We start from the raw sequence: 17,584 nt of genomic DNA on the forward strand, positions 1-17,584 counted from the left end.
AACGCATTCCGTTATACAGGCCAAAGCCGATGCGACAAGCGCGGCATTTGCACGAATTTCGGGCCGAAAATGAATGGCTGAGCGCCAGCACCGGGCTCAGCCTCCGGCGGCGATGCGCAATCCGCCAACCGGCACACGGGTCTTGCCGGCATCCGTCGCCGGTTGCCCCGCGCCCGCACGTCCCGCTCCCGATGCAACATAGAGCCCGCGCTGCGACGCGTGCGGCGAAAGCGCGTCTGTGAGACCGATCACGGTCTCGGCAGCGCCGAGCAACAACACGCCATCGGGCGCAAGCGCTGCCGAGAGCCGGCGGAGCACATCGGTCTTGGTGGGCTGGTCGAAATAGATCAGCACGTTGCGGCAATAGATCACGTCGAACTGGCCGAGCTGCGAGAAATCCTTGATCAGGTTCATCTGCTTGAAGGTGACCATGGACTTGATCGCCGGCGAGATGTGCCAGGCATCGCCCTTCTGCTGGAAGTATTTCAGCAGCATCTGGATCGGCAGCCCGCGCTGCACCTCGAATTGCGTATAGATCCCCGCCTTCGCCTTGTCGAGCACTTCGGCGGCGATATCGGTCGCGACGATCTCGATCTGCCAACCGGCAAGCTTTGCGCGCGCCTCGTCGAGAAGCATCGCCAGCGAATAGGGCTCCTGCCCCGAAGAGGCGGCGGCGCACCAGATGCGCAGTTTGCGCCTGCCCGCGCGCGCGGCGAGCATTTGCGGCAGGATCGTGTCCTTGAAAATGTCGAAGGGTGTCTTGTCGCGGAAGAAGAAGGTCTCGTTTGTGGTCATCGCCTCGACCACCGCCGTCTCGAGCGCGCGATCGCGCCCCTGGCGCAGCTTCGTCACCAGATCGGGCACGCCGGTCAGCGCGAAGCGCCGGCAGACCGGCCCGAGCCGGCTGTCGATCAGATAACGCTTCTCCGCCGAAAGCGAGAGGCCGGAGCGCTCTTTCAGATAGGCGCGGAGAAAGTCGAAATCGGCATCCAGCATTACCTGCTCCCACCCAAATAGCGTCGTGCCGCGCCAGCCATGTCCCGCAGCGGCAGGATTTCATGGGCGAGGCCGGCCTTGGCGATCGATCCGGGCATGCCCCAGACCGTACTCGTCGCCTCGTCCTGGACGATCACCGCCCCACCCGCTTCGCCGATGGCGCGCGCGCCATGGGTGCCGTCGGACCCCATGCCCGTGAGCACCACGGAGAGGACCTGCGCCCCGAAGATCGTCGCGGCGTCGAAGAACAGCACATCGACAGCCGGCTTGCAGAAGTTCACCGGCGCACCGTCATCGAGGCGCAGCGCGATGCCCGAGCCGCCATTGCGGCGCAGACCCATATGCCTGCCGCCGGGCGCGACATAGATCCGTCCGGGCTGCAAGGCTTCGCCGTCCTGCGCCTCGGCTGCAGGCAGCCCCGTCTGCGCCCCGAGATGCTCGGCGAAGACGGCGGTGAAGACCGGCGGCATGTGCTGTACGACCAGAACCGGCAAATGACGCAGTTGCGGGCCAAGCCCCGTGAGAAACTCGCCCACGGCGCGCGGACCGCCCGTCGAGGCACCCACGACCAGCACGCGCTTGGGCGTGTTCGAGGCCACGGGCCGCAGGGTCGGCGCCGCACGGGAAGGGGCGGCGGGCGCACGCGCATATGAGGGCGCGGCTGTCGGCACATGCCCCGCCGGGCCGGGTCGGGCGGATGCGGATGTGCCAGCCCCTCCTGCCGGGGGTGCGCGCAGGAATTGTCGACCGCTCGGTCCGGCGGCGGCACCCGGGGCGCCGCGCTCGACGCGGAAGGTCCGTGCGCCGGGCGCGGCTATCGGGCGGGCCCCTGCCCCGCTTGCAGACATCCCCGCAGCCATTCCCGCAGACATGGCCGGCGTCATCGCCGCATCGACGCCGTCGCGATGACGCGCGGCAAGGCCCTCGATCTTGATCATCAGATCATGTCGGAAGGTCACCGAGGTGGAGACACCGCGGTGGCTTTCGGGTTTGGCGAGATAATCGACGGCGCCGAGGGAGAGACATTTGAGCGAGGTCTGCGCATTGCGCTGGGTGAGCGTCGAGACCACGACGACGGAGACGCCGGGGCATTTCGCGAGCAGCAAAGGCAGCGCGGTGATGCCGTCCATCTCCGGCATCTCGATGTCGAGCAGCACGATTTCCGGCTTTGCGCGGGCGATCTGGTCGACGGCGACCCGGCCGTTATTGCAGGTCGCGACCACCTTGTGGCCGGCCTCTTCGAGCCAGCGCGCCGTCAGACCGCGGATCACCACGCTGTCGTCGACGACCATGATCCGCATCGGCGTTGCGGTGACGGATCCCTGATTCGAAGCTGTCGCGATGGACATGGACTCATCGACTCCGGTGCGCTGCCCGAACGGGTCGGCGCGCGAAACAAGCTGGCATCACTGCCGGAAAGCGGCGGCACGGATTGCGCCGGCGCAGGATTCAGACGAGCCCGACTTCCTGCATCTTGGCGGTCATGATCTCCTTGTCGAAGGGTTTCATGATGTACTCGTCCGCGCCGGCGCGCATGGCCCGGGCGATATTGCCGACGTCGTTCTCGGTGGTGCAGAACACCACTTTCGGCGCCTCACCGCCGGGCAATTCGCGCAATGCCCGCAGGAAGGAATAGCCGTCCATCACGGGCATGTTCCAGTCGAGCAGGACAGCATCCGGCATCTCGGAGCGGCAGCGGTTCAGCGCCTGCTCGCCGTCCTCGGCCTCCGAGGTGCGGAAGGAGAGCCCCTCCAGAATGCGCCGCGCAACCTTGCGGATGACGGCTGAATCGTCGACGATCAGGCAATGCTTCATCACGACCTCCTCGGAAGCGTCAGGCTGCGCGGGATTCGGCGTCGAAGGCGAGAACCGCATCGACATCGAGGATGATCAGGAGCCGCCCGTCGAGGCGGTGAACGCCGCGCGAGAGCTTGACCCAGGCCTGATCCATATGGACCGGACTGGCCTCATGCGTCTCGGTGGAGAGCTTCATCACCTCGCCGACGGAATCGACCAGCAACCCGTAGGATTCGCCGTTGCGCTCGAGGCCGACGGCCATGTCCTGGGCGCCCTCGTCGCGATCGGGCAGGCCGAGGCGTCGGCGCAGACACATCGCGGTGACGACGCGACCGCGCAGATTGAGCAGTCCCATGATCTCGCGCGGAGCCAGCGGCACGGTGGTGAGTGAGGAGGCGATGAAGACATCGTGCACCCGGTCGATCGGCAGACCGAACATCTGGTCACCCAGCATGACGGTGACAAATTCCTCGTATTCCTGCACCGCGCGCCCGTCGCGCCCGGCATCGTTCACGTTGGCGGCCATCATGCGGCTTCTCCCAGCTGGGCTTCGGTTTCGGCGAGAGCGGCGACGAGACCGCTCCGGTCGAATTTCGCGATGAATTCCGAGATATCGAGCTTGCGCGCCTCCTCGATCGCCTCCGGCGTGACGGCGGAAGACAGGGCGATCACCGGCAGGCGCGACAGCCGCGCCTGGGCCCGCACGGCGCGGATCAGCGCAAAACCGTCGCGGCCCGGCATGTCGACATCGGCGACGATCGCGTCGACGCGGCGGTCGGCATTGAGGGCGGCAAGCGCCTGCTCGGTGCCCGCCGCCGTGATGACACGGTAACCGGCGGCCTTGAGCACGGGGCTGAGCATTTCACGGAAGAAGGAGGAATCATCCACCAGCAGCACCGTGCGGGCATCCTTGGGATTCTTGACCGGCGCCCCGGAGGTCCAGTCCTCGTGGGCAAGCGGCAGGTAATGCACCACGTTGACGATCTCGGTGGCGCGCCCGCGCAGCACGGCGGAGCCAAGTAGATCCGGGCGGTCCGCGACGAGTTCGATGTCGAGCACGTCGTCGATGATGTCGACAATCTCGTCGACCACCAGCCCCATGGCCCGCTCCCCGTCGGAGAACACGACCAGCGCCTGCGGCCCCTCGCTCTTGATCGCGATGGCCGGATCGGCCGGCACCAGTGGCATCAGCTTGCCACGATACTGGATCAGCGGGCGTCCGCCGACCCATTCGATCTTGGCAGCATCGATTTCCTCGAGGCGTGTGACCAGCGAAAGCGGCACCGCCTTGTGGGTCTCGCCACCACCGCGGAAAACCAGCAGGGTCGTCGATTCGTTGTCGTTGCTCTCTTCCATGTCCTCAGCCGCCTCGACACCGAACTGGGTATCACCCGAACCCTGCCCGACCATCTTCGCGATGCCGTTGGGATCGATGATCAGCACCACGGCACCGTCGCCGAGGATGGTGTTGCCGGAGAACATCGGGATATGGCGCAGCTTGGTCGCCATCGGCTTGACCACGATTTCCTCGGTGTGGAAGACGCCGTCCACCAGGATACCGAAGCGCTGACGCCCGACCTGCGAGACCACGACGAAACCCTCATCGCCCGGATTGGCCTCCGCCCCGTCGAGACCGAGCACCTTCCCGATCGGCACGATCGGCAGAAGCCGGTCGCGCAGGCGCAGGACCGGGGTCCCGTTGATGCGCTCGATCTGGTGATCCGAACCGTTCTTGACACGCACGAGTTCCAGAACCGAAACCTGAGGAATGGCGAATCGCTGATCCTGAGCGGAGACGATCAGGGCGGCCACGATGGCCAGCGTCAGCGGGATCTTGATGGTGAAGACCGTGCCCTTGCCCTGCTCGGAGCGGATCTCGACCGTACCGCCGATCAGCTCGATATTGGTCTTGACCACATCCATGCCGACACCGCGCCCGGACACGGCGGTAACCTGGGCGGCGGTCGAGAAGCCGGGATGGAAGATGTACTTGGCCATCTGGGCTTCGCTCATCCGCTCGATTTCCGCCTCGGTGGCGAGCCCCTGCGAAACGATCTTGCGCGCGATCGCGTCGTAGTTCAGGCCCTTGCCATCATCGGCGATCTCGATCGTGATGGTGCCGCCTTCATGATAGGCGTTGAGACGGATGGTGCCGCGCTCGGGCTTGCCGGCGGCGCGGCGCGCCTCGGCATCCTCGATGCCGTGATCCGCCGAATTGCGGATCATGTGCGTCAGCGGGTCCTTGATGACTTCGAGCACCTGGCGGTCGAGCTCGGTATCGGCGCCCTGCATCACCAGCTCGATCTTCTTGCCGAGTTCGGAAGAGAGATCGCGAATGACGCGCGGCAGTTTCTGCCAGGCGGTGCCGATGGGCTGCATGCGCGTCTTCATGACGCCTTCCTGCAGCTCGGCGGTGACATGCGAGAGGCGCTGCAGCGGCACCTTGTAGCCGCTGTCATCCTCGCGCCTTGCGATCTCGAGCAGCTGGTTGCGGGTGAGCACCAGCTCGGAGACCATCGTCATGAGATGCTCGAGCGTATCGACATTGACCCGGATGGTCTGGACCTTGGCGACGTTCTGCTCCGCGCCGGCATTGCCGGGATTGTCCTTCACCTCGGGCTTCTTCGCAGCCGGCGCCGGCTTGCTTTCGGCGGGCCTGTCATCGACGACGGGTGCCGCAGCGGCGACCGGCGCCCCGGCGACAGCCTCTTCGACCGGCGCCTCGTCGGGTTCGCCGAGCACGCGGCCCTCCATCACGACGGGCGCTTCGATCTCTTCGAGCACACCCTCCTCGTCATCGGGACCGGGCGCTTCCATGAAGGCACGCTCCAGCTCGTCGAGAGGAATTTCACCGGGGAGAAGGTCCCGCTCCAGCTGCTGGAAGACGAATCCGCCCGCTTCCGGAGCATCATCCGCCGCTGTATCAGCGGGCGCTTCGGACGACACTTGCGCGCTGCCGGCTTGTTGCGACACGAGCGCTTCGGGGTCGGCATTGGACATCGCGTCGAGCGCGCCGATCAGATCCTGATCCTCGCCCTCCGGCTCGGCGGCGGTGCGCTCGAGCTCGGCGACGATCTCCTTGATCCGGTCCAGCGTCTGCAGGATCAGCGAGACGGCATCGGTGGTGACCGGGTGGCCGTCACGGAACTTGCCCATCAGGGTCTCGGCCGCATGCGCCAGCGCCTCGAGACGCGGCAGGCCGAGGAACCCGCAGGTCCCCTTGATGGTGTGGACGAGCCGGAAGATGTTCCTCAGGATCGTCTCGTTGTTGGGATCCTGTTCGAAGCGAACCAGTTCGACATCGACCGTATCGAGGTGCTCGCCGGTCTCGGTCAGAAATTCGCGCAAAAGATCATCCATGACGTCACTCTACTCTCGCAGGGCCTGCTTCTGGAGTTCGAGTGTCGTCAGAAGTTCTTTATGTTCCGTTTCCTGAATATGGAAAAAAGGTAAATCTGCTCGGAATTATACTTAACAGAACGTTCACCCGGCGCGTTGCGATGCTTTGATGCGATACCGGATTTTATTCGGATTCCGCGCGCAACCGGAAGGTGTCGCCTTCCAGGTCGAGCGAAACGGCCATGCCTGATGCGCGGGCGACGAGGCCCGCATAGTAGAACTGGATCCCGTGCGCGTCGACACTGTCATTCTCCGGCTCGCCGTCGAGCAGCGCCTGCGCATGCGGCGGGATCCGGGCATTCTTGCCGGTGGCGGCGATCAGGAAGGTGGAGGCGCTCTCGTCGCCGGTGATGGTGACCTCGATCTCGCCGCCGCGCGGAATGCCCTGCGCGGCCATGACCAGGAGATTGAGCAGGAGCTTGACGCGGTTCTTCGGCAAAAGCTGGCGCTCTGCATTCCAGACGAGGCGCGTCTTGTCGTCGTGGAAGAAACCCTTGGCGACCTGTTCGGCATCACCGGTATCGATCGCGGCGCCCGCAGAACCCGCAGCCCCGAAGGCGATGCGGGCGAATTGCAGCCGCGCCGAGGCCTGCCGTGCGCTCTTGCGGATCAGATCAAGAGCGAAATCCTTCATGCCGGGATCGCTCTCGTCCTCCATCACCTCGAGCCCGTTGACGATTGCCCCGACCGGGCTGATCACATCGTGGCAGACCCGCGAGCACAACAGCGCGGCGAGATCGAGGGAATCGAGATCGAGCTTGGCCATGAAACATGTCTCCGATGGCGCCCCGGCAACATGCGCGAATCACGCGCAAGGACGTACCGGTTGTTCCCTAACCGGCTTCGCGCCCCTTGAAAAGCCTCGATTGCACCGTCAAAGGCGCGCCATCTGCTCGCGGCTCTTGCGCCAGACCCGTTCTGCGCGGGCTGCAGCGTCGGGATCATCGAGAAAGGCGTCGCGCGCGGCACGCGTGTGAAACAGGTACAGCCGTCCGTCGACGATCGCGGCGATCCGCGCCTGCGCCTCGACCATGCGCCCTTCCGTCATGGCGAGAGCATCGTTGCCACCCAGGCGCGGGGCGTAGATGTCGGGTCGCGACAGGAAGGCGGCGCGGTTCGCCGCATTGGAGAACCGCCAGGCGTGACCGTTCCAGACGGCTTCATGCACCGCATCGCCAGGGCGAGGGGGGCCGCTCATGAAATAGGTGACCGGGTCGAAACCCTCCAGCGCGATCCCGGCATGATCATGTCGGCGCACCCCTTGCTGCGCTCCCACGAGCGGCGGCAGCAGGGCCAGGCGCGCCGCACCGGCATCGGTCGAATCGGGGCTGGCGGCACGGGCATCCGCTGCGGATACCGGCAGAGCCAGCAACAGCGCGAGCCCGGCGATCCGGGCGCCGTGGCGCAGAAGGCACGCCCGTGATGCACCCGTCGATCCTGCCTTTGCGGAGAATGCCGTCACCTCGCATGAGGGCGAGCCGCTTTTGCGCGTTAACGCCATGTTACCCTTCTTGGTTAAAGCTTGGTTTCGCGGACGGAACACATCTCCGCCGGCTGGGGGTTGTAGCGCTCCGGGGATGAAACCGGAGTTCAGATAATCATTCGAATTGTCACTATCGGGCGATTCGACATAGCGAGCAGGAGATCGCGCATGCGCTCAATCGGTTTCATGATGCGCCCGGCCATCGCGCTCGGGAGCCGCAGCGTCCTGCGCTTCGTGCTGCCGGCAATCGTCGCCCTGATGATCGCCGGGCCGTTCGCCGCTGCGGGCATCGCACAACAGAACACGTTACCGCCTCCTGGCCAGCCCGGCAGCGGTGTCGCACCCACCCCCCGCGATGCTCCCGAAAAATTCGAATCCCAGGAGATCATCGAACAGGGCCATGCCTTTTTCGGCTCGATCTCGCGCGGCCTCGCGCTGACGGTGCAGGAAGCCTTTTCACGCTGGGGCCAGCCCAACGGCTACATCCTCGGCCAGGAGGCCGGTGGCGCCTTCATCGGCGGATTGCGTTACGGCGAAGGCGTGCTCTACACACGCAATGCCGGCAACAGAAACGTGTTCTGGCAGGGTCCCTCGATCGGCTTCGATTTCGGCGGCGAAGGCTCGCGCACGATGATGCTCGTCTATGAACTGCCGTCGACCGACGCGATCTACCAGCGTTTCCTCGGCATGGACGGCTCGGCTTACGTCGTGGGTGGTTTCGGCATGACGGCGCTTTCGGCCAATTACATCATCGTGGTACCCATCCGCTCCGGTGTCGGAGCGCGGCTGGGTATCAATATCGGCTATCTGAACTTCACCGAACGCCCGACCTGGAACCCGTTCTGACGCGAAGCCCGGAAAGCGGGGTGGCGGTCCGGCGCGCGGCGTGGCATGGTTGGTCCCTGCGCAGGATCGAGCGAGGGCGCGTGGCCGCGTGATCGAAACCATCATGATCTTCGCGTTGGGATTTTTCGTCTCGACGCTTTTCGGGCTGATGATCGTGCCGGCGCTCAACGAGCGCGCGGACCGGCTTGCGCGCCGGCGGGTGGAAGCGCAATTGCCCGCATCCGTGGCCGAGCTCAATGCCGAGCGCGACATGCTGCGCGCGGAACTTGCCATGCGCGAACGGCGCATCGAGCAACGCCTCGAGACGATGCGCGAAAAGCAGACCACGGACATGGCCGAGCTCGGGCGGCGCATGACGCGCATCGCGACGCTGACGGAGGAAGGCGAAGCGGCCCGCGCCGAAATCGCCCGCCTCGAACGGGATCTCGCCATGACCCGCAATGCGCTGGCCGACAGTGAGGCCCGCGCGGCGGGGCTGAGTGCTCAACTCCTCGAAACCCGGGAAACGCTCAACGCGCGTGACACGACGCTCGCCGATCTGCAGACGCGCCACGGACGCGCCCTCGCCGATCTCGACGCACGGCGCATCGAGGTCTCCGACCTGCAGACGCGGCTCCAGGCCGAGACCGGTCGCGCCCGTGAAATCGAGCGGGTTTCGCGCAGCCGGGCCGAAGACATCGCGGAATTGCGAACGGCGCTGGAACGCACCCGCAAGGCCCTCGCCGACGAAGAGGCGCGCGGCAGCGTGCTCGAACGCCGGGCGGAGAATTTTGCCGGCGCACGCGATGCGGCCGTCGCCGCGCGGGCGCAGACCGAAGCGGAACTCGCTCTGGCGCGCGACAAGCAAGCCGAGACGGCCCGCGATCTCGCCGCCCGCCATGCCGAACTGGAAAAAGCCAGCGCCCGCATCGCCGCTCTTGAAGGACACCTCGCCCTCACTCGGCGCAAGCTGGATACCTCCGACGATGCGGCCCGAGCGGCACAGGATGCCTTGCGGCGCGAGATCGACGGATTGCGGGCGGAAAAGGCCTCCCTGCACGGTGCGCTCGACCATGCCCGCGGTGAACGCCGCCGGATCGAGGCGGAGTTCGGCGCCTTTCGCAAGGAGGCGCAAAGGCAGCTGGAATCCGAGAACGCAAGGCTGCGCGCGCGTATCGACGCGGTCACGCGCATGATCATGGGCGAGAAGACGCCGGGCGGCGACCCCGCGAAGGCAGCATCCCGGGAACCGGGACCCTCGACAGCCGGCGCCCCCAAGACGCCCCAGGCCGGCAAGACGAAACGCGCCAGCAAGACGACACGGACCAGCAAGACCGGCAAGGCCGGCAAGACTGATGACGGTCGGGCGATTTCCGACAGCAGGCCGCCGGCGAAACCGACCGGCAGGGTTTCGGATCGCGAGAAGAATACCGCGCAACCCGCCGACGGGACGCAGCCGGAAGGCGTTTAGCCGACCGTGTCCGGAAGGCGACCGGGCTGCCGGCGACCGGGCGGTCGGGGCATGGGGTGCCGGCATGCCGTTTCACGAAAACATGACGACGCGGACGCATGGCGATCCCGCTGCGCGCGTCGGAGCGCGTTGATGAGCATGCGACATCTCAAGGACCGACGACGACATTTTGTCGACAAATTAGGTATAAATCGCTATTAAAATATTGACAGGCGTGCCGGGCCCGTACAGCATGCAACCGCGCATGTAAAATCAGAGGGATGCGCAAACCCGATGGGAGATTGTATATGAAAGCTTTTGCTCGCGCAACAATGGGGCTCGGTCTGGTTGTCGGAATGACTGCCGGAGCCTCGGCTCAGAGCTGGGACATGCCGACGCCTTACCCGGACGGCAATTTCCACACCATCAACATCAGCCAGTTCGCCGATGATGTCCGCGAGGCCACGGATGGCACACTCGACATCACCGTCCATTCCGCCGGGTCCCTGATCCGCCACCCGGAGATCAAACGCTCGATCCGCTCCGGCATCGCGCCGATCGGGGAGGTGCTCGTCTCGCTCCATGCCAACGAGGCGCCGATCTACGGCCTCGATTCGGTGCCCTTCCTCGCCACCAGCTATGACGATGCCCGCGCGCTCTATGAAGCGCAGCGCCCGGCGCTCGAAGAGGCGCTCGCCGAAGAAGGTCTGACGCTGCTGTTCTCTGTGCCGTGGCCGCCGCAGGGCATCTATGCCAAGATGGAGATCACGTCCATCGACGACATGGAGGGCCTGCGTTTCCGCACCTACAATCCGGGCACCGGTCGCATCGCGGCGCTCTCGGGGGCGACGCCGGTGCAGGTCGAGGTCGCGGATCTGCCGACGGCCTTCGCCACCGGTCGTGTCGAGGCGACGATCACCTCCCCGGCCACTGGCGTCGATTCCCAGTTCTGGGACTTCCTCGAATACTATCACGACACCCAGGCCTGGATTCCGCGCAACATGGTGATCGTCAACAGCGCCGCTTTCGAGGCGCTGGATGACGCGACCCGCGAAGCCGTGCTGGACGCTGCCGCGACCGCCGAGGAGCGCGGCTGGGCCTCTTCCGAAGAGGTGACGGTTTCCGCGACAGCAGAGCTGGCCGAAAACGGCATCAACGTGATCACCCCCTCCGACGCGTTGCGTGAAGGCTTCCAGGAAATCGGCGCCCAGATCGCCACTGAATGGGCGGAAGAAGCTGGTGAAAGCGGCGCCTCCGTGTTGGAGACCTACGAGTCCCTGCGCTGACAAGGCACCACGAAGACCCCTTCTGCGGAAGGGGTCTTTTTCGTTCCGGCGGACCGGATCGCGGAATTCGGTCTCGTCGTGAGCGCTTTTGTTGTTTTCGGAGCCGGACTGATGCGACGCACCCTTGATACCACCTACGCGATCGCCCTGTGGGGCGCGATCGCCTGCCTTGTTTCGATCGCCCTTCTCGTCGGCCTGCAGGTCGGCGGTCGGATCGTGGACGCGATACTCAGCGCGCTTGGTCTGACCCGGTCGGGTTTCGTCATCCTGTCACTCTCGGAAATCGCCGGTTATCTGCTCGCCGCGGGGAGCTTTCTGGGCCTTGCCGCGACGCTCAAGGGCGGCGTCCATATCCGGGTGACGATGCTGATCAACAACGTCCCGCTGAAAGTACGTTCCGTGCTCGAAGGCACCGCGCTGCTCTTCGGTGCCATCGCCGCGAGTTTCGCCTCCTGGCATCTCGCGCAATACGCCCATACCACCTGGCACTTCAACGAAGTCTCACCCGGGCTCGTGCCGGTACCGCTCTATATCCCGCAGGTCGCGATGGTGGTGGGCGCCGTGCTTCTGGCGATCGCCTTCCTCGACGAGTTCATCATCACCCTGCGCACCGGTCGCCCGAGTTTCTCGGGCACCGAGGACGCCATCAATCTCGGGCAGGAGGAGTGAGCCATGGATCTGCTTCCTGTCAGCCTCGGCCTCATCGCACTGCTCTTCGCCATGATCGGGCTGGGCCTCTGGATCGCCGTGGCGCTCGCCACGATGGGCTTTGTCGCCATCATTCTGCAATTGAGCCTGCCCGCCGGCACCATTCTCGCCACCTCGATGTGGCAGGGAGCCAAATCCTGGGATCTCACGGCTTTGCCGATGTTCATCCTGATGGGCGACATCCTTTTCCGCACACGCCTGTCGCAGGACATGTTCGACGGGCTCGCGCCCTGGCTGGCGAAGCTGCCCGGGCGGCTGATTCACGTCAATATCGTCGGCTCGACCATCTTCGCCGCCGTCTCGGGCTCTTCGGCTGCCACCTGCGCCACGATCGGGCGCATCTCGCTCTCGGAGCTGGCCAGGCGCGGCTATTCCAACACGGTTTCGATCGGGGCACTGGCCGGGTCGGCCACGATCGGTCTGATGATCCCGCCCTCGATCATCCTGATCGTCTATGCGGCGGCGACGGAGCTCTCCGTGGCGCGGCTGTTCATCGCAGGCGTGATCCCCGGTCTGATGCTGACGGCCCTGTTCATGACCTATGTCATCATCTGGGCCCTGTTCAACAAGGACAGGATGCCGCCCCCAGAGCCGGCGATGCCCTTCCTGGAGCGGGTCAAGGCGCTGCGCCGCCTCGCCCCCGTGATCCTGCTGATCATCGGGGTGATCGGCTCGATCTATATGGGTCTCGCCTCGCCCACCGAGGCCGCCGTCGTCGGGGTCTTCCTGTCGCTCGCCATAGCCTGGGCCACGGGAACAATGACATGGGAGACCATGCGCGAAGCCCTCGTCGCATCGACCAAGACGAGTTGCATGATCATCTTCATCCTCGCCGGCGCCGCCTTCCTGACGACGGCGATGGGCTTTACCGGCATTCCGCGCGTGCTGGCGGAGTGGATCGGCAGCTTCGGGCTCTCGCAAGGGATGCTGCTGCTCGCCCTGACGGTCTTCTTCATCATCATGGGCTGCTTCCTCGACGGGATCTCGATGGTGGTGCTCACCACATCCATCATCATGCCGCTCGTGGTCGGTGCCGGGTTCGACCTGATCTGGTTCGGTATCTACATCGTTCTGGTGGTCGAGATGGCGCAGATCACGCCGCCCGTCGGTTTCAATCTCTACGTCCTGCAATCACTTACCGGAAAAGACATCTTCAGGCTCGGGCTTTACACGGCGCCGTTCTTCCTGATCATGTGTCTGGCAGCCTTCCTGCTGGCACTGTATCCAGATATTGCGCTCTGGCTGCCGCGCACCATGTTGGAGGCACCACGCTGATGCGCGATTCGTAACGTACGGTGCGCGAGTCCGGAGACGTCATGAGTGCGAAAAGCCTGAACCCCTCCGGCATCGGTCCCATCGTCTCCTCCGCCCATCTGGCGGAGGGGGCGCTGCCGGCCCTGTCGGAGTTCGAATTCGGCCTGATCCTGGCCAGCCACGCCTTTCATCGCTGGATGATGCGCTGCATCGCGGCGGCGGGGGTACCGGATCTCTCACCGCTCGACGTGCTGATCCTGCATACGGTCAACCATCGTGGACGCGCCAAAAGGCTGGCGGATATCTGCCTCGTTCTCTCGATCGAGGAAACCCATCTCGTCAGCTACGGGGTCAAGAAGCTGCAGGGCGCAGGCCTCGTCACTTCCGGTCGCGCCGGCAAGGAAAAGACCGTCGAGATCACCGAGAGAGGCCGGGAGATCTGCAGGAAATACCGCGAGATTCGCGACAAGCTCCTGATCGGCCCCTTGAGCACCACCACGCTCGACAGGGAACAGCTCTCCGAAATCGCAGCAATGATGCGTGCGCTCTCGGGTCATTACGACCAGGCCGCCAGGGCCGCAGCCTCCCTGTAGCCCCCTCAGGCGCAACCTGTGAAACGCCCGTGACGATTTTCCGCTTCCTTGATCATGCCATGCGGGCCTAGCCTGACCGGGTCTCTCTCCCGATGAAGGTGATCCCCGTGTCCGCAGCCCCCGCCCCCGCCGATCAGGTTTCCGACTGGCTCGCCGAGCAGCAGCCCGCCATGCTCGCCCTGCTGGAGGAGGTCGTGAATATCGATTCCGGCTCCTATGACAAGGCTGGCGTCGATGCGGTGGGGGAGCGCTTCAAGCGTTTCTTCGCCGAACACGGCATCGCGACCACGACCATCCCCGATGAGACCTATGGCGAGGCGATCAAGGCGCATGTGGCCGGCTCCGGCGGTGCCAACAAACCGATCCTGCTGATGGGCCATCGCGACACGGTCTTCCCCAGAGGCGAAGTCGCCCGCCGCCCCTTCCGCATCGAGAATGGCCGCGCCTACGGGCCGGGTGTCTGCGACATGAAAGCCGGGCTCGTGATCAACGCCTTCGTCCTCGCCGCCTATCACAAGTTCGGCGGCGCGCCGGCGCCGCTGCTCGGCCTGATCACCAGCGACGAGGAGATCGGCTCCCCCGCCTGCCGCCCGATCATCGAGGAGACCGCGCGCGAGGCGCGTGCCGTGTTCAATTCCGAGCCGGGGCGCCCGTCGGGCAATATCGTGACCGGGCGCAAGGGCGGCGTGTTCATGCAGATGAATATCCACGGCAAGGCGGCCCATTCCGGCGGCAACTTCGCGCAGGGCGCCTCCGCCATCGGCGCGCTCGCCCACAAGATCATCGCCCTGCATGCGATCACCGATATCGAGGCTGGCATCACCGTGAATGTCGGGCTGATCCGGGGCGGACAATCGGTGAATACGGTGGCCCCGCTTGCCGAATGCGAGATCGATCTGCGCTATATCACCCCCGACCAGCGCGAGGCGGCGATGGCGCGCATCGCGCAGATCGTTGCTGCCGAAGATGTCGCGGGCACGCGCGCGGAACTCATGATCAAGGGCGAATTCCACCCGCTGGTGCAGGATGACGGCTCGAAGGAACTTTTCGGGATTTATCGGAAGGCCATGGCGGAGAACGGCGTCGCCATCGAGGGCGAATTCGCCGGCGGCTGCGCCGATTCCGGCTTTACCGCAAGCGTCGGCTGCCCCACCCTGTGCGCCACCGGCCCCGTGGGCGGCAAGGCCCATTCGCCGGAGGAATACATGGAAGTCGAGACCATGGTGCCGCGTGCGCAGGGTATCGCCCGCGCGATCGCGGGGCTGGGGGCGCGCGGTTGAGTTTTGCGCAGGCCCGGGAACCTGAAGCGCGGCTATTGCGTTTCGACAGGATCGCGTCATGTCGCGCTTTCGCCGTTGCAACCCGTTCGCCGTGATAGTGAGAGTAACCGCGCCTTGAAAAAGAAGAGACTCGGCCTCTTTCAGATCACGGCCCGTACACCGCGTGCCCTGATCTTCCCCGCCATCGTGGTGATCGCCGGGATCGCGGCGACGTTCTTTCTCAGCCAGCAATACGAACGCCTCGCGCGCGAACGCGACGAGGAGCGTTTCGTGGCCCTGGTGGAAGAGCGCGCGGCTGCAGTGCAGCAGCGCATGGAGGATTACGTCGCCCTTCTGCGTGGCACGGCCGCGCTGATGGCGAGCCGCCCCGCCGGCGCGGTCAGCCAGCCGGAATTTCGCCGCTATGTCGCCCGCCTGCGTATCGCGGAGCTCTATCCCGGCGTGCAGGGGATCGGCTTTGCCAGGGCCGTCGAGGCCTCCGATCTGCCGGCTATCGAGGCGCGGATGCGTCAGTATCACTCGGATTTCCGGGTCTGGCCCGAGGGCGATCGTGACGCCTATACGGCTATTGTCTATCTTGAACCGCAGGACGCGCGAAACCGCGCCGCGCTCGGCTACGACATGTTCTCCGAAGCGATCCGGCGCGACGCGATGGAGCGCGCCCGCGATCGTGGCCAGCGCGCCACATCCGCACGCGTGGAACTCGTCCAGGAGATCGAGGAAGACGATCTGCAACCGGGTTTTCTGATCTACCTGCCGATCTATGGCGGCGCACGCATCCCCGAAACGGTCGAGAATCGACGCGAGAGGCTGATCGGCTGGGTCTACAGCCCGTTTCGCGCAGGTGACCTTTTCGACCACTCTTTCGAACTGCGCGAGCGCCCATCGGAAATCGCCTTCTCCGTCTTCGACGGGGAATCGACCGATGAGGCCGATCTGCTCTATCGCTCAGCGCGCAGCGAAACCGACCCGGCCATCGCGCTTCGCGACGAGCGGGTGATCCAGATCGGCGACCGCCCCTGGACCTTGCAGATCGAGACGACGCCGTCCTTCGCCGCCGATTCCGCCCGCGCGCTCTCTCCCTGGCTCATGGGGATCGGCTTCTTCGCCACGCTGCTGCTGGGGCTCGCCGCCCTCGGCCAGGCCCGGGCGACGGAGGAAGCCGAGGAGGCCAATACCGCCCTCGAAGAGATGAACGAGACCCTGGAACATCGCGTCGAGAAGCGCACCGCCCAGCTGGAGCGCGCCCGCGCCAAACTCGCCGGGCTGATTGCCAATCTCGAACATGCGGTGGCTGCGCGCACCGCCGATCTGACCGAGGCCAACGAGGAAATCCAGCGCTTCGCCTATATCGTCAGCCATGATCTACGCGCACCGCTTGTCAACGTCATGGGCTTTACCGCCGAGCTCGAAGCGGTGCGCAAGGAGGTCGAGGCCTTTATTGCGCAGGTCGCGGAGAAAGCGCCGGAACTCGTCACCGATGACGCCCGCATGGCGGTCGAGACCGATCTGCCCGAGGCGCTCGACTTCATCCGCTCCTCCACCCAGCGCATGGACCGTCTCATCGCCGCGATCCTCAAGCTCTCCCGCGAGGGCCGCCGGGTGCTGACGCCCGAACCGATCGTGATGCGCGACGTGATCGCGCAGCTCGTGCAGAACATCACCCATCAGCTTGAGGAAGAGGGCGCGGAAATCGTGATCGAGGACATGCCCGATCTGGTCTCCGACCGGGTGGCGCTGGAGCAGATCTTTGGCAATCTGATCGAGAACGCGGTGAAATATCTCGATCCGACCCGCCCGGGGCGGATCACCGTGCGCGGCCATGCCGAGCCGGATCACCGCCTGCGCTACGAGATCGCGGATAACGGGCGCGGCATCGATTCCAGGGATCACCAGCGGGTCTTCGATCTTTTCCGCCGCGCCGGCGCGCAGGATCAGACCGGCGAGGGGATCGGGCTTGCCCATGTGCGTGCCCTCGTGCGCCGCCTCGGCGGAGCGATCCATGTCGAGTCGGAGCCCGGCAAGGGCTCGACTTTCATCGTGATCTTGCCCAAAACTCTCAAACCGGATGAACATCAGGAAGACGCATGAGTGCCCTGCCCGTGACCATCATCATGATCGAGGACGACGAAGGCCACGCGCGCCTGATCGAGAAGAACGTGCGCCGTGCCGGCGTCAACAACGAGATCCTGCATTTCCTCGACGGAACCAGCGCCTTGCAGCATCTGGAGACACCGGAAACACGCGGCCAGGGGCCACTTCTGGTGCTGCTCGATCTCAACCTGCCCGACATGAGCGGCACGGATATTCTGGCGCGCATCAAGCAGAACGAGTCGACCAGACGTGCGCCGGTGATCGTGCTCACCACCACCGACGACCAGACCGAGATCCAGCGCTGCTACGATCTGGGCTGCAACGTCTATATCACCAAGCCGGTGGAATACGACACCTTCGCGACGGCGATCCGCCAGCTCGGCCTTTTCCTCTCCGTCATGCAGGTGCCGGAGGGCTGA

The 17,584-nt window shown here is 65.2% G+C and carries 16 protein-coding genes; 9 read left to right on the forward strand and 7 right to left on the reverse strand.

From position 1 onward, the window contains the following. Window positions 1-96: 96 nt before the first annotated feature. The 7 genes from GA0071312_RS02300 to GA0071312_RS02330 all read right to left on the reverse strand — a co-directional run bounded on the left by GA0071312_RS02300 (window position 97) and on the right by GA0071312_RS02330 (window position 7,693). The gene (locus GA0071312_RS02300) at window positions 97-996 is read right to left on the reverse strand and encodes a CheR family methyltransferase (RefSeq protein ID WP_074443453.1); all 900 of its coding nucleotides are present in this window, start codon (window positions 994-996) and stop codon (window positions 97-99) included. Continuing rightward, window positions 996-2,345, reverse strand: a complete 1,350-nt coding sequence (gene cheB / locus GA0071312_RS02305) for a chemotaxis-specific protein-glutamate methyltransferase CheB (protein ID WP_083204235.1) — start codon at window positions 2,343-2,345, stop codon at window positions 996-998. The genes GA0071312_RS02300 and cheB overlap by 1 nt, the downstream gene beginning before the upstream one ends. 100 nt (window positions 2,346-2,445) lie before the next feature. Continuing rightward, window positions 2,446-2,811, reverse strand: coding sequence for a response regulator (locus tag GA0071312_RS02310; RefSeq protein ID WP_074444140.1), 366 nt, complete (start codon window positions 2,809-2,811; stop codon window positions 2,446-2,448). A gap of 19 nt (window positions 2,812-2,830) precedes the next feature. Then, a complete protein-coding gene (locus GA0071312_RS02315; protein ID WP_074443454.1) occupies window positions 2,831-3,322 on the reverse strand; it encodes a chemotaxis protein CheW in 492 nt (163 codons plus the stop codon). Beyond that, window positions 3,319-6,153 (reverse strand): hybrid sensor histidine kinase/response regulator, encoded by a 2,835-nt coding sequence (locus GA0071312_RS02320; RefSeq protein WP_074443455.1) that lies wholly within the window; start codon window positions 6,151-6,153, stop codon window positions 3,319-3,321. The genes GA0071312_RS02315 and GA0071312_RS02320 overlap by 4 nt, the downstream gene beginning before the upstream one ends. Window positions 6,154-6,316: 163 nt before the next feature. Beyond that, window positions 6,317-6,958, reverse strand: a complete 642-nt coding sequence (gene chpT / locus GA0071312_RS02325) for a histidine phosphotransferase ChpT (RefSeq protein ID WP_074443456.1) — start codon at window positions 6,956-6,958, stop codon at window positions 6,317-6,319. Between the two features lie 108 nt (window positions 6,959-7,066). After that, the gene (locus tag GA0071312_RS02330) at window positions 7,067-7,693 is read right to left on the reverse strand and encodes a YHS domain-containing (seleno)protein (RefSeq protein ID WP_083204236.1); all 627 of its coding nucleotides are present in this window, start codon (window positions 7,691-7,693) and stop codon (window positions 7,067-7,069) included. Between the two features lie 150 nt (window positions 7,694-7,843). On the opposite strand from GA0071312_RS02330, the gene GA0071312_RS02335 reads away from it, so the two are divergent. From GA0071312_RS02335 to GA0071312_RS02375, 9 genes are all read left to right on the forward strand, one after another. Continuing rightward, window positions 7,844-8,521 carry a DUF1134 domain-containing protein gene (locus GA0071312_RS02335; RefSeq protein WP_238947058.1) on the forward strand — a complete coding sequence of 226 codons (678 nt, stop codon included), beginning with the start codon at window positions 7,844-7,846 and terminating at the stop codon, window positions 8,519-8,521. An 88-nt stretch (window positions 8,522-8,609) separates the two neighbouring features. Continuing rightward, window positions 8,610-9,971 (forward strand): coiled-coil domain-containing protein, encoded by a 1,362-nt coding sequence (locus GA0071312_RS02340; protein WP_074443457.1) that lies wholly within the window; start codon window positions 8,610-8,612, stop codon window positions 9,969-9,971. A gap of 287 nt (window positions 9,972-10,258) precedes the next feature. Continuing rightward, window positions 10,259-11,236: a TRAP transporter substrate-binding protein gene (locus GA0071312_RS02345; RefSeq protein WP_074443458.1), complete on the forward strand. Its 978-nt coding sequence runs from the start codon at window positions 10,259-10,261 to the stop codon at window positions 11,234-11,236. A gap of 111 nt (window positions 11,237-11,347) precedes the next feature. Continuing rightward, window positions 11,348-11,905: a TRAP transporter small permease gene (locus tag GA0071312_RS02350; RefSeq protein WP_074443459.1), complete on the forward strand. Its 558-nt coding sequence runs from the start codon at window positions 11,348-11,350 to the stop codon at window positions 11,903-11,905. Between the two features lie 3 nt (window positions 11,906-11,908). Then, the gene (locus GA0071312_RS02355; RefSeq protein ID WP_074443460.1) at window positions 11,909-13,219 is read left to right on the forward strand and encodes a TRAP transporter large permease; all 1,311 of its coding nucleotides are present in this window, start codon (window positions 11,909-11,911) and stop codon (window positions 13,217-13,219) included. Window positions 13,220-13,260: 41 nt separating this feature from the next. Then, window positions 13,261-13,791 carry a winged helix DNA-binding protein gene (locus GA0071312_RS02360; protein ID WP_074443461.1) on the forward strand — a complete coding sequence of 177 codons (531 nt, stop codon included), beginning with the start codon at window positions 13,261-13,263 and terminating at the stop codon, window positions 13,789-13,791. A gap of 170 nt (window positions 13,792-13,961) precedes the next feature. After that, on the forward strand, window positions 13,962-15,071 hold the full coding sequence (locus GA0071312_RS02365) for a M20 family metallopeptidase (protein WP_238947122.1): 1,110 nt from the start codon (window positions 13,962-13,964) through the stop codon (window positions 15,069-15,071). 114 nt (window positions 15,072-15,185) lie between these two features. Continuing rightward, window positions 15,186-17,162: a CHASE domain-containing protein gene (locus GA0071312_RS02370; protein WP_074443463.1), complete on the forward strand. Its 1,977-nt coding sequence runs from the start codon at window positions 15,186-15,188 to the stop codon at window positions 17,160-17,162. Next, on the forward strand, window positions 17,159-17,584 hold the full coding sequence (locus GA0071312_RS02375; RefSeq protein ID WP_074443464.1) for a response regulator: 426 nt from the start codon (window positions 17,159-17,161) through the stop codon (window positions 17,582-17,584). Before GA0071312_RS02370 ends, GA0071312_RS02375 begins: the two co-directional genes overlap by 4 nt.

The sequence above is a fragment of the Saliniramus fredricksonii genome, from assembly GCF_900094735.1.
GTDB lineage: Bacteria > Pseudomonadota > Alphaproteobacteria > Rhizobiales > Beijerinckiaceae > Saliniramus > Saliniramus fredricksonii.

Bases quoted from the DNA above. Each gene is read 5' to 3' on its own strand.
- GA0071312_RS02300 (WP_074443453.1), bottom strand. From the start codon at position 996: ATGCTGGATGCCGATTTCGACTTTCTCCGCGCCTATCTGAAAGAGCGC.
- GA0071312_RS02365 (WP_238947122.1), top strand. From the start codon at position 13,962: ATGCTCGCCCTGCTGGAGGAGGTCGTGAATATCGATTCCGGCTCCTAT.
- GA0071312_RS02345 (WP_074443458.1), top strand. From the start codon at position 10,259: ATGAAAGCTTTTGCTCGCGCAACAATGGGGCTCGGTCTGGTTGTCGGA.
- cheB (WP_083204235.1), bottom strand. From the start codon at position 2,345: ATGTCCATCGCGACAGCTTCGAATCAGGGATCCGTCACCGCAACGCCG.
- GA0071312_RS02375 (WP_074443464.1), top strand. From the start codon at position 17,159: ATGAGTGCCCTGCCCGTGACCATCATCATGATCGAGGACGACGAAGGC.
- GA0071312_RS02335 (WP_238947058.1), top strand. From the start codon at position 7,844: ATGCGCTCAATCGGTTTCATGATGCGCCCGGCCATCGCGCTCGGGAGC.
- GA0071312_RS02355 (WP_074443460.1), top strand. From the start codon at position 11,909: ATGGATCTGCTTCCTGTCAGCCTCGGCCTCATCGCACTGCTCTTCGCC.
- GA0071312_RS02330 (WP_083204236.1), bottom strand. From the start codon at position 7,693: ATGGCGTTAACGCGCAAAAGCGGCTCGCCCTCATGCGAGGTGACGGCA.
- GA0071312_RS02350 (WP_074443459.1), top strand. From the start codon at position 11,348: ATGCGACGCACCCTTGATACCACCTACGCGATCGCCCTGTGGGGCGCG.
- chpT (WP_074443456.1), bottom strand. From the start codon at position 6,958: ATGGCCAAGCTCGATCTCGATTCCCTCGATCTCGCCGCGCTGTTGTGC.
- GA0071312_RS02310 (WP_074444140.1), bottom strand. From the start codon at position 2,811: ATGAAGCATTGCCTGATCGTCGACGATTCAGCCGTCATCCGCAAGGTT.
- GA0071312_RS02315 (WP_074443454.1), bottom strand. From the start codon at position 3,322: ATGATGGCCGCCAACGTGAACGATGCCGGGCGCGACGGGCGCGCGGTG.
- GA0071312_RS02360 (WP_074443461.1), top strand. From the start codon at position 13,261: ATGAGTGCGAAAAGCCTGAACCCCTCCGGCATCGGTCCCATCGTCTCC.
- GA0071312_RS02320 (WP_074443455.1), bottom strand. From the start codon at position 6,153: ATGGATGATCTTTTGCGCGAATTTCTGACCGAGACCGGCGAGCACCTC.